This window comes from Agilicoccus flavus (assembly GCF_014857905.1).
GTDB classification, from domain to species: domain Bacteria; phylum Actinomycetota; class Actinomycetes; order Actinomycetales; family Dermatophilaceae; genus Agilicoccus; species Agilicoccus flavus.
Genome location: NZ_JACYXE010000001.1, coordinates 342,991 through 356,311, shown reverse-complemented (window position 1 = coordinate 356,311; position 13,321 = coordinate 342,991). Strand labels below are relative to the sequence as shown.

Genomic DNA, 13,321 nt, shown 5'->3' with positions numbered 1-13,321 from the left:
TGGCCGATATTGGGTACTATAGTTGCTATGGCTGATGCGACCCTCGTCCGGCTGGGATTGATTGCCGAACAACGCTGGGGCCTGGTCAGCACGGCTCAGGCCGAGAGCGTCGGGGTGTCCCGCAAGCAGCTCTCCCGGATGGCCAGGGCAGGGGCGCTCGAACGCGTCGCCCAGGGCGTCTACCGGATCTCCGGGGCGCCACCACACGTCCTCGAGGCGGTCTACGCGACGTGGCTGGCGTTGGGCGGGGCACAGGAAACCCGTTCCACTTCCGGCGTCGCGCCTGTCGTCGCTGCCGGCTCCACCGCAGCCGTCGTGCACGGCATCGGTGACTTCTCCCTCGATGGCCTGGATTTCGTCGTCCCGCGCCGGAAGGGAACGCGACTGGCGGGGGTCCGCCTGCGCATCCGCGATCTGTGCCCAGAGGAGGTGCTCCCGGTCGATGGCCTCCCCACGTTGACAGTTGAACGCACCATCGTCGACCTGATCGACATCGGAACCGATCTGTCTCTCGTGGCCGACGCGCTCCGAGATGCGGTCCGAGCCGACAAGCTTTTGGCCCCAGACCGACTCGTGCGACATCTCTCGACCGCCGCCACCCACCGCACCGGAAGTGCCGCAGCATTGGCCAGGGATCTCTTCGAACGTGCCGGCGTCGTGCCGGAGGGCTGGGCGCATGTGTGACGACGGGGCTACGCGGATTGGCGTTCGACAGCGGGGCCGTGCGCGGCTCACGGCCCCTGGCTTCCCGGAACGTGTCAGTGCGCCACGCCGGGGGCGGTGGCGGCGTCGACGGCCGCGGCGCCCGCGCGGGAGCGACGGCCCCACCGGACCCCGAGGCCCACCGCGAGCGCGAGGAGGCCGACGGCGGCGACCGCGGGGCCGAGGCCGCCGAGCGCCGCGCCGAGGGCGATGACGACGATCGGGCAGACGAAGTTGCCGAGGAAGCTCGCCGACGTCCACAGCCCGGTGCCGCGGCCGTGCTGCTCGGCGGTGAGCGGGGTGAGCGCCCACGTGAGCAGCGACGGCAGGAGCAGCCCGTTGCCGAAGCCGGTGACGACCGCGGCGGGGACGAGGAGCGCGAGCGAGGGGGCGAGCCCCATCCCGAGGAGCCCGACGCCGGAGAGGCCGAACGCGAGCGGCACCGTCACGGCCGGGCCCCGGCCGGCGATCCGGGTGAACGTGAACGACCCGGCCGCGGTCCCGACCGACGCGATCGCGCTGAAGAGGCCGATCTGCGCGGGCGACGTGACGCCGACCTCGACGAGGCGGTACGACAGCTCGACGATGAGCACGTAGAAGACGAGGCCGCCGAGGAAGGTCACGCCGATCGGCGCGAGCAGGGAGCGCCACGGGACCGGCGTCAGATCGCCCTCGGGGCGGGCGGTGTGGGCCGGGTTGAAGAGGAACACCGCGCAGAGGACCGCGAGCACGGCGGCGACCGCGTACAGCCAGAACGGGGTCCGCCAGCTCGAGGCGCCGAGGGCTCCGCCGAGGCCGAACAGCACGGTCGCCGCGATCGTCGTCGTCATGACCTGGTAGCCGAAGTAGCGCTCGCGTGTGTGGCCGTGGAAGTAGTCGGCGAGCAGCGTCGTGCAGCACGTCATGATCGCCGCCTCGCAGAGGCCGACGAGCACGCGGCTGCCGACGACGAGGGGCAGCGTCGGCAGCCACAGCGGGGCCGTGCCGGCGACGGCGTAGAGGACGAGCGAGACGACGAGCAGCCGCTGTCGCCCCACCCGGTCGACGATGCGCCCGGCGACGAGGGCCGTGAGCCCGACCATGAGCGCCGGCAGCGTGACGACCATCGGGGTGAGGATCTCGACGCCCGGGGTCGTCGCGAACGCCTCCTGGATGCGCGGCAGGTTCGGCGCCATGAGCACGGCGGCGAGCACCGACATGCACGCGCACGCGAGCAGGATCGCCCCCTCGAACCGGCCGGCCGGGCGCCCCGTGCGGGGATTGATCGGACCGGCCGGTTCGGCCGCGCCGATCGGGTCGATCCGACGGGTCGGGCCGACCGGGCCCGTCGCGGGCGTGCCGGGCCCGTGGTCGGCGGAGGCGGCCGGGGGTGACGCAGCGGACATGATGGCTCCTGCTCGGCTCGGGGCGACGTCGCGTCGCCGGCCCCCGCTCCGGTGCGGGCGCCGTTCGGATCAGGGTCGCGGGCGAGGACCGGGGTGGGAAGCGACGATCCCGGCTGCCAGGTATGCACCCGAGTGATAGCCGCGAGACCGCCGGGCGCGCGACGGGATTCGCGCCCCCGACGGGCCGGGGCGGCAGCGGCGGCCGCCCCGGCGATGCCCCCGCGCGGCCCGACGGGTGGCGGGGGCGGCGAGGTCCGACGCATCCACGGCGTCGATACCCCGCATCGCCCGGACGCTCTTCCCCGCCCCGGCCGCGGCGCCCAGAGTGGACGACGACCCACCGATGCGAAGGACGACAGACTCCATGACGATCGACGACGACCTCATCGAGACCGCCCCCGACGAGCGCCTCATCACCCACCTGCGCCATGTCGATCTCGCCGTGCCCGACTACGACGAGCAGCTGCGCTTCTACACGGACATGTGGGGCCTGGAGGAGCAGGTGAGCGAGGGCGGCATCGCGTTCCTCGCCGCGGCCGGCTCGCCGGAGCAGTACTCGGTGCGGCTGCGCCGGGCCGAGGAGAAGCGCATCGACCTCGTCGCCTTCGGCGCGGCCACTCCCGCCGACGTCGACGCGCTCGCCGAGCGCCTCGGCCGCGAGGGCGTGCGACTCGTCGGCGACCCGGGCCCGCTGCAGACCCCCGGCGGCGGCTACGGCGTGCGGTTCTTCGACAACGACGGCCGCACGGTCGAGGTCTCCGCCGACGTCGAGGTCCGGGCGCATCGCAAGCTCGAGGAGGGCGAGTCGGTGCCGGTCAAGCTCTCGCACGTCGTCGTCAACAGCCCGAACCCCGAGCAGACCGTCGCGTTCTACCGCCGCCACCTCGGCTTCGCGCTCTCCGACACCCTCATGCACCCGCGGATGGGCCGGATGATGTGGTTCCTGCGCACGAACTTCCTGCACCACAGCTTCGCCGTCGCCCGCGGCCCGCACGTCTCGCTGCACCACGCCTCCTTCGAGATGCGCGGCATCGACGAGTACATGCGCGGCACCGGCCGGCTCCTGCGCGGCGGGATCGAGAAGGTGTGGGGCCCGGGGCGGCACATGGCGGGCAACAACACGTTCAGCTACTTCCTCGACCCGCACGGCAACACGATCGAGTACACGACCGAGCTCGAGCGGCTCGACGAGGACTCGTGGCACCCGCACCTCTACGACTTCACCGACCCAATGGTCAGCGACCAGTGGGGCACGGCGAACCCGATGAACGAGTTCGTCGCGCAGCGGTCCTTCAACGACCCCGACCGGGGCGTCTTCGTCGCCCCGCCGGTCTGAGGCGGATCCGGCGGGCGACCCACGCGGGGGCCGACAATGCGGGACATGAAGGACGTTGACCTCAACCTGCTGCCGTCGCTGCAGGCGCTGCTCGAGCTGCGCAACGTCTCGCGCGCCGCCGAGCGGATGCACCTGAGCCAGTCGGCGATGAGCGCCTCCCTCGGCCGGTTGCGTCGGCATTTCAACGACGAGCTGCTCGTGCGCTCCGGGCGGGGGTACGAGCTGACGCCGTTCGCGCAGGCGCTCGCGCCCCGCGTGGACGTGGCGATGGCCGACGTGCAGGACGCGCTGCAGCTGCACGCCGACTTCGACCCGGCCTCCAGCGACCGCACGTTCGTCATCGCCGCCTCCGACTACGTCACGGGCGTGCTGCTGCGGCACGTGCGCGCCCGGATCACCGCCGACGCCCCCGGCATCCGGGTCGACATCGTGCCGACCTCGCGGCCGGCCATCGGCACGGGGTCGCAGGCCTTCGGCCAGATCGACCTCATCATCGGCCCGATGGGCTTCGACCTGCCCGGCGCCTCCCGGTCCCTCTTCCACGACGACTTCGTCGTCATCACCGACCCCGGCCACGCGCTGCTGACCCGCGACCGGCTCACCGTCGCCGACATCGCGTCGGCCCCGCAGGCCGTCGGTGAGTTCGGCGGCAGCATCGTCACGCCGCCGATGCGCTTCTTCGCCGAGGCCGGGCAGCCCACCCGCATCGTCGCCCGCATCTCCGGCTTCCAGGCGCTGCCCTCGATCGTCGAGGGGACCGACCTCGTCGCGCTCGTGCCCCGCCACCTCGCGGCCCCGGCGACCCGCGACGGCAGGGTCGTCGCGATCGACTTCGCCGACGACCTCGACGTCCCCCTCGTCGAGGGGATGTTCTGGCACCCCCTGCAGAGCGCCGATCCCGGCAACGCCTGGCTGCGCGACCTCGTCCGCGGGGCGGTCGGCGACCTCGCCGACCCGGTGCTCGACGTGCACCCCGTGCGCATCACCGCGGGCTCCGCGCCGACGGCGCCGAGCGCGCCGGCCGCGGACGCCGAGCCCGGCTGAACGGGCGCGTCGCCGGCCGAGACATCGGCGGCTATCGATCGCGTCGATAGCTCCTAGCCCGCAGCGCCGCTTCCCCCGCCCCCAAGGGCGCGTCGAGGATGAGGGAAGGATCGACGGGCGCCGCGCGGCGCGGGTGCAGCATGCCTGGGTTGCGCGTGCGGGGCCCGAGGCGAGCGCGAAGTCGGCAACGCAAAGGAGCGGGTCATGGCAGCAGTGAACGACGTCCTCGTCGTCGGGGCGGGGATGGCGGGCGTCAGCCTCGGCATCCTCCTCGCCGAGGCAGGGGTGGACGTCCGCATCGTCGACACCAAGGACGGCGTCCACGCCCTCGGGTCCGGCATCACCCTCCAGGGCAACGCCCTGCGCGTGCTGCGCGTCCTCGGGGTGTGGGACCAGGTGGCCGCGCACGGTTACGCCTTCGACGGCCTCGGCCTGCGCGCCCCCGACCCCCACGGCAGCCTCGTCGCCGAGCTCACGGAGCTGCGCACCGGCGGCCCCGACCTGCCCGCCACCCTCGGCATCTACCGGCCCGACCTCGCGCGGATCGTCGTCGACCGCGCCGTCGAGGCCGGGGTCCGCTTCGACTACGGGCTCGGCATCGAGTCGCTCGATTCGGGGCCGGACGCGGTGAGCGTGGCCTTCACCGACGGCACGGCGGGCCGCTACGACCTCGTCGTCGGCGCCGACGGCATCCGCAGCCAGGTGCGTTCCCTCATCGGCATCACGACGGAGCCGCGCCGGACGGGGATGGGGATCTGGCGCGCGTTCACGACCCGGCCGGAGTCCGTGACCCGCACCGACCTCTACTACGGCGGCCCGAGCTACATCGCCGGCTACTGTCCGACCGGTCAGGACAGCCTCTACGCCTACGTCGTCGAGGACTACGACCCCGCCCGGCTCGAGTTGTCCCCGCAGGACGGGCTCGACGTCATGCGCGAGCTGTCGACCGCCTACCACGGGCCCTGGGACGACATCCGGGAGCGGCTCACCGACCCCTCCCGGGTCAACTACACGAAGTTCGAGACCCACGTCGTGCCGGACGCCTGGCACCGCGGGCGGGTCGTCCTCGCCGGCGACGCGGCGCACTCCTGCCCTCCCACGATCGCGCAGGGCGCCGCGATGGCCCTCGAGGACGCGGCGGTCCTCGCCGAGATCCTCACCGCCGCCGACGATTTCGACGACGCGCTGCTCCGGGCGTACGCCGACCGCCGGCTCCCGCGGGCCGGGGCCGTCGTCGAGGGCTCGGTGCAGCTCGGCGACTGGCTGCTCGCCCACGAGCGCGGCGACGTGCCCGGCCTCATGGGCCGGATCAGCGGCATGCTCGCGCAGAAGCCGTGACGGCGACGACGCGCTGCCCGCTACCGATGCTGCCGAGGTCCCCGAGGAGACGCCCATGAGGTTCGCGACGATCCACGTTCTGGCCGAGCCGGCCGACGCGGCCGGAGAGCATAACACTGCCGGACCGAGCGGTCAGGACGGCTCGCGGGCGCGTCGCGCGGCCGTCGTCGTCGGCGACGACCGGGCGAGCGCCGTCGTCCACGTCGTCGAGGGGCACGACCTCGACGACCTCGTGGCCCTCGGCCTGCCCGCGGCCCTCGAGCTGGGGGAGCGGGCGGTCCGGGACGCGGCGCCGGTCCCGCTCTCGCAGGTGCGTCTCGGCGTGCCCGTCCGGCCCGGCGCGATCCGCGACTTCGTCGCCTTCGAGGAGCACGTCGAGGGCGTCCGCCAGGGCATCGAGGGCGTCGCCGGGGTGCCCGAGCGCTGGTACGCGGCCCCGACCTATTACTTCACGAACCCGCACCGGCTGCTCGCCGACGGCGACGACGTCGCCGTCCCCGGCGGCAGCGTGGCGCTCGACCTCGAGCTCGAGGTCGGCGCCGTCGTCGGGACGCCGACGCGGGACGCCGACCCGGCGCACGGGCGGGCGGCGATCTTCGGCTACACGCTGTTCAACGACTGGTCGGCCCGCGACCTGCAGGGCGCGGAGATGCAGGTGGGCCTCGGCCCGTGCAAGGGCAAGGACTTCGCGACGAGCCTCGGCCCGTGGATCGTCACCGCCGACGAGCTCGAGGGCCGCCACGACGACGACGGCTTCCTCGACCTGGCCTGCCGCGTCGAGATCGACGGGCGCCTCGTCGGGGCCGACCTGCTCTCGCACATGGGCTGGACGTTCGGCGCGCTCGCCGCCTACGCGAGCCGCGACTCCCTGCTGCGCCCCGGCGACGTGCTCGGCTCGGGCACGACCGGCAACGGCGGCTGCCTCGCCGAGCTGTGGGGTCGCCCCGGCGAGCGCACCCCGCCGCCCCTGACGCCGGGGTCGGTCGTGACGATCACCGTCGAGGGCCTGGGGTCGCTGACGAACCGCGTCGTCGCCGGCCGCGCGCCGGCGCCGCTGCCGGCCCCCCGACGCTTCGACGCCGCGGAGCGGGTCGCCCGGCGCGAGGCCCGCGGGCTCCCCGGGCACGCCCCGTGAGCGAGCCGGGCCGCCTGGCCGGCCGGGTCGTCGTCGTCACCGGCGCCGCGCGCGGCCTCGGCGCGGCGGTGGCGCAGCGGGCCCGCGCCCTCGGTGCCCGGGTCGTGGGGCTCGACCGCGCGCCCGCCCCCGGCGTCCGCGAGCTCGACGTCACCGACGAGGGGGCCTGGGCCGACCTCGCCGCCGACCTGCGGGCGGAGCCCGGCCGGGTCGACGGCGTCGTCACCTGCGCCGGCATCACCCGCCGGGCCCGGGCGGCCGACCTCGACGCGGCCGACCTGCGCGAGGTGCTCGACGTCAACGTCGTCGGTACCCACCTGGCCGTGCGCAGCCTGCTGCCGCTCCTGCCCGTGGGCGGCTCGGTCGTCATGATCGGCTCGCTCGCGGCGCGCACCGGGCACTACCCGGCCGCCTACACGGCGAGCAAGTGGGCCGTCCGCGGGCTGGCCCACGCCACCGCCCTCGACCTCGGCCCGCGCGGCGTCCGCGTCAACGTCGTGCACCCCGGCTTCGTCGACACCGAGATGACCCGCAGCGCCGCCCCGGCCTTCCGCGCGGCGTCGACCGACGCCGCGCCCCTCGGCCGCGTCGGCCGGGCCGACGAGGTCGCCGACGCCGTCGCCTTCCTCCTCTCGGACGAGGCCTCCTACGTCCACGGCGCCGAGCTCGACGTCGACGGCGGCGCCGCCTCCCAAGCCGGCGCCAAACCGATCGCCGACGCGATGCGACTCGCGTCGACCACTCCCGACCACCCCACCCCGCCGACCGACGGAGAATCCTGATGTTCGAGTACTTCCCCGGCAACTACGTCTGGAACCTGGGCGTCGTCGCCACCCTCAACTCCGGCGGCCTCATCGACGAGGTCGACCGCGCGTGCCGGCCGTTGAAGGAGATCGCCCAGCAGGGGGCCGACGTCGGCACGAAGGACTTCCTCGCCGCGTGGACGGCCGTCGCCGACGACCTCGAGGCGTCCGCCCGGGCCGACGAGGAGCGCGGCTGGGTGCGCTCGGCGGGGGAGAAGTACTTCCGCGCGGCGGCCTACCTGAGCCAGTCCGAGCGGATGCAGGAGGCGGGGGAGGAGCGCAACGTCGCCTACCGCCACCTGCTCGAACTCATGAACAAGACGTTCGAGCTCCTCGACCCCGCGACGAGCCGCGTCGAGGTCCCCTACGAGGGCGGCAGCATCCCCTGCTACTTCACCTCGGCCGGGCCGGGCGCACCCGTCGTCATCATGGTCAACGGACTGGACTCGACGAAGGAGCACATCTACACGGCGCGCTTCCCGGCGATGCTCGCCGAACGCGGCATCTCCTGCCTGTCCGTCGACCAGCCCGGCGCCGGCGAGGCGTTGCGGCTGCGCGGCATGACCGCCCGGCCCGACACCGAGGCCTGGGTCGGCGCCTGCGTCGATTACCTCCTGGCGCGCGGGGACGTCGACCCCGACCGCATCGGCCTCGCCGGCTGGTCGCTCGGCGGGTATTACGTGCCGCGCGCGGCGGCGTTCGAGAAGCGGCTCGCGCTCGCGGTCGCGTGGGGGGCCAACCACAACTGGGGCGCCGTGCAGCGTCGCCGGCTCGAGCGGGAGGGGGAGAACCCCGTGCCGCACTACTGGAAGCACGTGCTGTGGGTGTGGGGATACGACGACCTGGAGGAGTTCATCGACTTCGCCGACGGCATCCACCTCGACGGGATCGTCGAGCAGATCACCTGCCCGTTCCTCATCACGCACGGCGAGAACGACCGGCAGATCCCGCTCGAGTACGCCCACCGTTCCTACGAGCAGGCGACCGCGTCACCGAAGCGGGAGCTGCGCGTCTTCACCCGGGCCGAGGGCGGCGCCGAGCACATCGGGCTCGACAACTTCCCCTACGTCGCGCAGTTCACCGCCGACTGGATCGCGGAGACCTTCGCCGAGGTGCCCGGCGGCGGGTACGCCGTGCCGGCCCCGGGTCAGCAGCGCGGCGCGAGGGCCGGCGCGTGAGCACCGACCGGGACCGCAGCACCGACCGGGACCCCAGCGCCGACTGGGACCGCAGCGACCCCGAGGGCGCCGTCGCCGCCGCGGCCCGGCGCTGCTCGAACTGGGGCCGGTGGGGGCCGGACGACGTGCTCGGCACGCTCAACCTCCTCGACGACGCCAAGCGCGTGCAGGGGGCGCGGCTCGTGCGCCGCGGGGTCGCGTTCTCGCTGTCGCAGCCGTTCGGGATGGACGGGCCCCAGAAGGGGTGGCGCCGGCGGACCAATCCCGTGCACACGATGCTCGACACGGGCACCGACGCCGAGGCCGGCACCCAGGGCTTCCCCCACGGCATCGGGGGAGCCGACGACGTGGTCGCCATGCCGCTGCAGTGCTCGACGCAGTGGGACGGGCTCGGGCACATCTTCGACCACGGCATGGCCTGGAACGGGCGCCGGGCCGGGCAGGTCGTCACCTCCGAGGGCGACCGCCTCACCGGCATCGAGACCGTCGGCAGCCGGATGGCCGGCCGGGCGGTGCTCCTCGACGTCGGCCGCGCGATCGGATCGGACGGCGAGCTGCCCGACGGGTTCGCCGTGACGGCCGAGCACCTCGAGGCGACGATCGCCGCTCAGGGAGACTCCAGTGCGGTCGGCTCCGGCGACATCCTCCTCGTGCGCACCGGCCAGCTCACGCGCGCCCGCCGCGAGGGCTGGGGCGACTACGCGGGCGGCCCGGCCCCCGGCCTCTCGTTCGGCACCGCGGACTGGCTGCGCGGGCGCGACATCGCCGCGATCGCCACGGACACGTGGGGGTTCGAGGTGCGGCCCAACGAGTTCGACGTCCCCGCCTTCCAGCCCCTGCACCAGGTGGCCATCCCGAACATGGGTCTGTTCCTCGGCGAGATGTGGGACCTCGACGCCCTCGCCGCCGACTGCGCCGAGCACGGCTCCTACGAGGTCATGCTCGTCGCCGCCCCCATCCCGATCACCGGGGCCGTGGGCTCCCCGGTCAACCCGATCGCGCTGGTCTGAGTGCCCACCTCCTCGACCGACGCTCGTATCAGGATCGTCGGTGCGAGGGCAGCTGAGCGCCGTCAGGCGTCGAACGTGAGGATCCGGCCGGCGAACAGGGGCACCGTCTCCGCCTCGAACCGGTGGGCCAGAGTGCGCTTCCGACGCCCATCCGGGAGCGCCGCGATGCCGAACCGGACCTCGGCCAGCGTGACGGTCGTGAGGTAGAGGGTGTCGATGTGTTGGGCGTCGAGCCAGGCCACGACGCGTTCGGACGGGGCTGTGCGCAGCGGTTCGGACACCACGTCGGTGTCGAGTGGTCGCGCGGCGGCCGCCCCTCCGCCGGCCGGATTGTCCACACTGGGGTGATGGGTGAGTCGGTGACGGGGCGGGTGGTGCGCCTGCTGGACTGCTTCTCCGCCGCGGACCCCGTGCTGACCGTGTCGCAGCTCGCCACCCGCTCGGGTCTGCACGTGGCCACGGCGAGCCGGCTGGTCGCCGAGCTCGAGCGGCAGGGCCTCGTCGAGCGGACGGGCGACCGGGGCGTGCGCCTGGGGATGCGCCTGTGGGAGCTGGGGTCGCGCGCCCAGCCGACCCTCCTCCTGCGCACCCTCGCGCTGCCGCACCTGGCCTGGCTGCAGGGAATCGTGGGTCAGAACACGCAGTTCGGCGTCCGGGACGGCGACGAGGTGCTCTTCCTCGAACGCGTCCAGGCGCCGGGGGCCGTCGTCAACTACACGACGGTGGCGGGGCGGCTGCCGCTGACGGCCTCGTCGTCCGGGCTCGTGCTGCTGGCCCACGCCGACCGGGCCACGCTCGCCCGCGTGCGCGCTCAGGTCGCGCCGAGCTACACGCCGCACACCCCGACCGACCCGGAACACATCCGCCGCCTGCTCGCGCACGTGCGCCGTGAGGGCTACGCCCTGTGCCGCGGCTTCCTGCACGCCGACGCGGCCGGGCTCGCGGCCCCCGTCCGGGACGCGGACGGCGGGGTCGTCGCCGCCGTCTCGGTCATCGTGCCGAACGACGCGGGCGCGACGCGCCACGTCGGCGTCCTCCTCGAGGCGGCCCGGCGCATCGACGCCTCGTTGACCGAGCACGGCTTCTCTCACTCAGCGAGAACGTAGGACCGCGCGGCCGACAGGCCGGCGCATGCTCGGGTCATCGACCTCGACGAGGAGGACCCATGTCGGAGACCGGACGAACCCTGGTCGTGGCGGACAAGCGGCTCGTGGCCGCGGGTGTCGCTGCGATCGAGCTGCGAGATCCCGACGGCGCCCGGTTGCCGGACTGGACCCCGGGCTCGCACATCGACCTCGTCCTGCCCGACGGCGTCGTCCGGCAGTACTCGCTGTGCGGCGATCGGCGCGACGCGCACGTCTACCGCATCGCCGTGCTCCGCGAGGTCGCCGGCCGGGGCGGCTCGGCCCAGGTCCACGACCGCCTCGTCGTCAGCGACCGGGTCGGCCTCGGCGGACCACGCAACGCGTTCCGGCTCGCGCCGGCCGCGCGCTACCTCTTCGTCGCCGGAGGCATCGGCATCACGCCGATCCTGCCGATGATCGACGCCGCCGAACGGCTCGGCGCCCAGTGGCAGCTCCTGTACGGCGGCCGCAGCCGGGCGTCGATGGCCTTCCTGGACGACCTGTCCCGGTACGGGGACCGCGTCGTGGTCCACCCCGTCGACGAGGCCGGACTGCTGCCGCTGGACGCCCACCTCGGGGAACCCGCCCCCGACCGGAAGGTCCACGTCTGCGGCCCGGGGCCCCTCCTCGATGCCGTGCACGCGCGGTGCGCGGGGTGGCCGGCCGGGTCGCTGCGGACCGAGCGTTTCGTCGCGGCCGAGGTCGACGCCACGAACGACCGGGCCTTCGACGTCGAGCTCGCCTCCAGCGGGCGCACCGTCCCCGTCGGGCCGGGGATCCCCGTCGTCGACGCCCTGCGCGCGGCGGGGGTGTCGGTCCTCACCTCGTGCCGGCGCGGGCTGTGCGGCACGTGCGAGGTCGACGTCCTCGACGGCGTCCCCGACCACCGCGACAGCCTTCTCGACGACGAGGAACGCCGCTCCGGGCGGAGCATGTTCGTCTGCGTCTCGCGCTCTCGTACCCCTCGACTCGTCCTCGACCTGTGAAGGAGCCGGCGATGACCTCCACCACCACCGACGCGACCGCCTCGATCCCGCCGCCGGCGCCCGAGCCCGGGGGCGACGTCCCGGTCCTCGACGTCGACCCGTTCTCGCCCGAGGTCCTGCTCGACCCGCTGCCGATGCAGCACGAGCTGCGGGAGACCGGCCCCCTGGCGTACCTGTCGCGGTACGGGGTCTACGCGATGGGCCGGTACGCGGACGTGCACGCCGCGCTGACGAACTGGCAGGGCTTCATCTCCTCGGCCGGGGTCGGGGTGTCCGACTTCCGCCGCGAACCGCCGTGGCGTCCGCCCAGCCTGCTGCTCGAGGCGGACCCGCCCCACCACGACGCGCCCCGGGCGGTGCTCACCTCGATCCTGTCGGCGCGGGCCCTGCGCCGGCTGCGCGACCGGTGGCTGGAGGACGCCCGCGAGGTCGTGGCGGCCGCGCTCGCCCGGGGAGGCGACCTCGACGGGGTCGCCGACCTCGCCGAGGTATTCCCGCTGCGGGTGTTCCCCGACGCGGTCGGCCTCGGCCCGGACGGGCGGGAGCACCTCATCCCGTACGGCAGCTTCGCGTTCAACGCCTTCGGGCCGCGCAACGACCTCCTGACGTCGGCGGAGCGGGACATCGGCCCGACGATCGCCTGGATCGGGGAGCAGTGCCGCCGGGAGAACCTCGCGCCGGGCGGCTTCGGCGCCCAGATCTGGGCGGCGTCCGACCGCGGCGACATCACCCCCGAGCAGGCCCCGCTCGTCGTGCGTTCCCTGCTCACCGCGGGCGTCGACACCACCGTCAACGGCCTCGCCGCCTGCCTGCACGCCTTCGCGACGCACCCCGACCAGTACGCCCGGCTGCGCGCCGAGCCCGCTCTGGCCCGGGTCGCCTTCGACGAGGCCGTGCGGTGGGAGTCACCCGTGCAGACCTTCTTCCGCACCGCCGAGGTGGACATCGACGTGTCCGGCTTCCGCGTGCCCGCGGATCGGAAGATCCTCATGTTCCTCGGCTCGGCCAACCGCGACCCGCGGCGCTGGCAGGCGTCGGACGCCTTCGACCTGGGCCGCGACCCCTCCGGGCACGTCGGCTTCGGCATGGGTCTGCACCAATGCGCCGGGCAGCACGTCGCCCGGCTCGAGGCGGAGGCCCTGTTCACGGCCCTCGCGGAGCGCGTCGAACGCGTCGAGCTGGTCGGCGAGCCGACCCGCAAGCCCAACAACACGCTGCGGACGTGGCAGCAGCTGCCCATCCGGCTCGTGCCGACAGGGTAGGGCCCCACTCGCGTGACG

General features: G+C 74.1%; 13 protein-coding genes. 11 read left to right on the top strand and 2 right to left on the bottom strand.

Going from position 1 to position 13,321, the window contains the following annotated elements; translation table 11 throughout:
* Positions 1–27 precede the first annotated feature (27 nt).
* Complete coding sequence (locus tag ICW24_RS01545; protein ID WP_226343953.1) at positions 28–684, top strand: type IV toxin-antitoxin system AbiEi family antitoxin domain-containing protein; 657 nt, start codon at positions 28–30, stop codon at positions 682–684.
* A gap of 74 nt (positions 685–758) precedes the next feature.
* On the opposite strand, the gene ICW24_RS01540 is transcribed toward ICW24_RS01545, so the two are convergent.
* Positions 759–2,087, bottom strand: coding sequence for an MFS transporter (locus ICW24_RS01540; protein WP_226343952.1), 1,329 nt, complete (start codon positions 2,085–2,087; stop codon positions 759–761).
* Positions 2,088–2,451: 364 nt separating this feature from the next.
* Here ICW24_RS01540 and ICW24_RS01535 point away from each other — a divergent pair, with 364 nt between their 5' ends.
* The 7 genes from ICW24_RS01535 (at position 2,452) to ICW24_RS01505 (ending at position 9,931) form a co-directional block, all read left to right on the top strand.
* The gene (locus ICW24_RS01535; protein WP_226343951.1) at positions 2,452–3,423 is read left to right on the top strand and encodes a VOC family protein; all 972 of its coding nucleotides are present in this window, start codon (positions 2,452–2,454) and stop codon (positions 3,421–3,423) included.
* Between the two features lie 45 nt (positions 3,424–3,468).
* The gene (locus ICW24_RS01530; RefSeq protein WP_226343950.1) at positions 3,469–4,467 is read left to right on the top strand and encodes a LysR family transcriptional regulator; all 999 of its coding nucleotides are present in this window, start codon (positions 3,469–3,471) and stop codon (positions 4,465–4,467) included.
* 204 nt (positions 4,468–4,671) lie between these two features.
* Positions 4,672–5,805, top strand: a complete 1,134-nt coding sequence (locus ICW24_RS01525) for an FAD-dependent monooxygenase (RefSeq protein WP_226343949.1) — start codon at positions 4,672–4,674, stop codon at positions 5,803–5,805.
* 55 nt (positions 5,806–5,860) lie between these two features.
* Positions 5,861–6,940 (top strand): fumarylacetoacetate hydrolase family protein, encoded by a 1,080-nt coding sequence (locus tag ICW24_RS01520; protein ID WP_226343948.1) that lies wholly within the window; start codon positions 5,861–5,863, stop codon positions 6,938–6,940.
* Positions 6,937–7,722, top strand: coding sequence for an SDR family NAD(P)-dependent oxidoreductase (locus ICW24_RS01515; RefSeq protein WP_226343947.1), 786 nt, complete (start codon positions 6,937–6,939; stop codon positions 7,720–7,722). The genes ICW24_RS01520 and ICW24_RS01515 overlap by 4 nt, the downstream gene beginning before the upstream one ends.
* Positions 7,722–8,921, top strand: a complete 1,200-nt coding sequence (locus ICW24_RS01510) for an alpha/beta hydrolase family protein (protein ID WP_226343946.1) — start codon at positions 7,722–7,724, stop codon at positions 8,919–8,921. The genes ICW24_RS01515 and ICW24_RS01510 overlap by 1 nt, the downstream gene beginning before the upstream one ends.
* On the top strand, positions 8,918–9,931 hold the full coding sequence (locus ICW24_RS01505; RefSeq protein ID WP_226343945.1) for a cyclase family protein: 1,014 nt from the start codon (positions 8,918–8,920) through the stop codon (positions 9,929–9,931). Before ICW24_RS01510 ends, ICW24_RS01505 begins: the two co-directional genes overlap by 4 nt.
* Before the next feature lie 62 nt (positions 9,932–9,993).
* Here ICW24_RS01505 and ICW24_RS01500 read toward each other — a convergent pair whose 3' ends face one another.
* Complete coding sequence (locus ICW24_RS01500; protein WP_226343944.1) at positions 9,994–10,212, bottom strand: PIN domain-containing protein; 219 nt, start codon at positions 10,210–10,212, stop codon at positions 9,994–9,996.
* 66 nt (positions 10,213–10,278) lie between these two features.
* Between ICW24_RS01500 and ICW24_RS01495 the strand changes: the two genes are divergently transcribed.
* From ICW24_RS01495 to ICW24_RS01485, 3 genes are read left to right on the top strand one after another with little or no spacing between them, the layout of a single operon-like run.
* On the top strand, positions 10,279–11,037 hold the full coding sequence (locus ICW24_RS01495) for an IclR family transcriptional regulator (protein WP_226343943.1): 759 nt from the start codon (positions 10,279–10,281) through the stop codon (positions 11,035–11,037).
* Positions 11,038–11,096: 59 nt separating this feature from the next.
* Positions 11,097–12,041: a PDR/VanB family oxidoreductase gene (locus tag ICW24_RS01490; RefSeq protein ID WP_226343942.1), complete on the top strand. Its 945-nt coding sequence runs from the start codon at positions 11,097–11,099 to the stop codon at positions 12,039–12,041.
* A gap of 11 nt (positions 12,042–12,052) precedes the next feature.
* Positions 12,053–13,303: a cytochrome P450 gene (locus ICW24_RS01485; protein WP_226343941.1), complete on the top strand. Its 1,251-nt coding sequence runs from the start codon at positions 12,053–12,055 to the stop codon at positions 13,301–13,303.
* Positions 13,304–13,321: the final 18 nt, after the last annotated feature.

Excerpts from the sequence above, each read along its gene's own strand:
- ICW24_RS01495 (WP_226343943.1), top strand. The coding sequence starts at position 10,279 with ATGGGTGAGTCGGTGACGGGGCGGGTGGTGCGCCTGCTGGACTGCTTC.
- ICW24_RS01520 (WP_226343948.1), top strand. The coding sequence starts at position 5,861 with ATGAGGTTCGCGACGATCCACGTTCTGGCCGAGCCGGCCGACGCGGCC.
- ICW24_RS01490 (WP_226343942.1), top strand. The coding sequence starts at position 11,097 with ATGTCGGAGACCGGACGAACCCTGGTCGTGGCGGACAAGCGGCTCGTG.
- ICW24_RS01510 (WP_226343946.1), top strand. The coding sequence starts at position 7,722 with ATGTTCGAGTACTTCCCCGGCAACTACGTCTGGAACCTGGGCGTCGTC.
- ICW24_RS01535 (WP_226343951.1), top strand. The coding sequence starts at position 2,452 with ATGACGATCGACGACGACCTCATCGAGACCGCCCCCGACGAGCGCCTC.
- ICW24_RS01540 (WP_226343952.1), bottom strand. The coding sequence starts at position 2,087 with ATGTCCGCTGCGTCACCCCCGGCCGCCTCCGCCGACCACGGGCCCGGC.
- ICW24_RS01525 (WP_226343949.1), top strand. The coding sequence starts at position 4,672 with ATGGCAGCAGTGAACGACGTCCTCGTCGTCGGGGCGGGGATGGCGGGC.
- ICW24_RS01485 (WP_226343941.1), top strand. The coding sequence starts at position 12,053 with ATGACCTCCACCACCACCGACGCGACCGCCTCGATCCCGCCGCCGGCG.
- ICW24_RS01545 (WP_226343953.1), top strand. The coding sequence starts at position 28 with ATGGCTGATGCGACCCTCGTCCGGCTGGGATTGATTGCCGAACAACGC.
- ICW24_RS01530 (WP_226343950.1), top strand. The coding sequence starts at position 3,469 with ATGAAGGACGTTGACCTCAACCTGCTGCCGTCGCTGCAGGCGCTGCTC.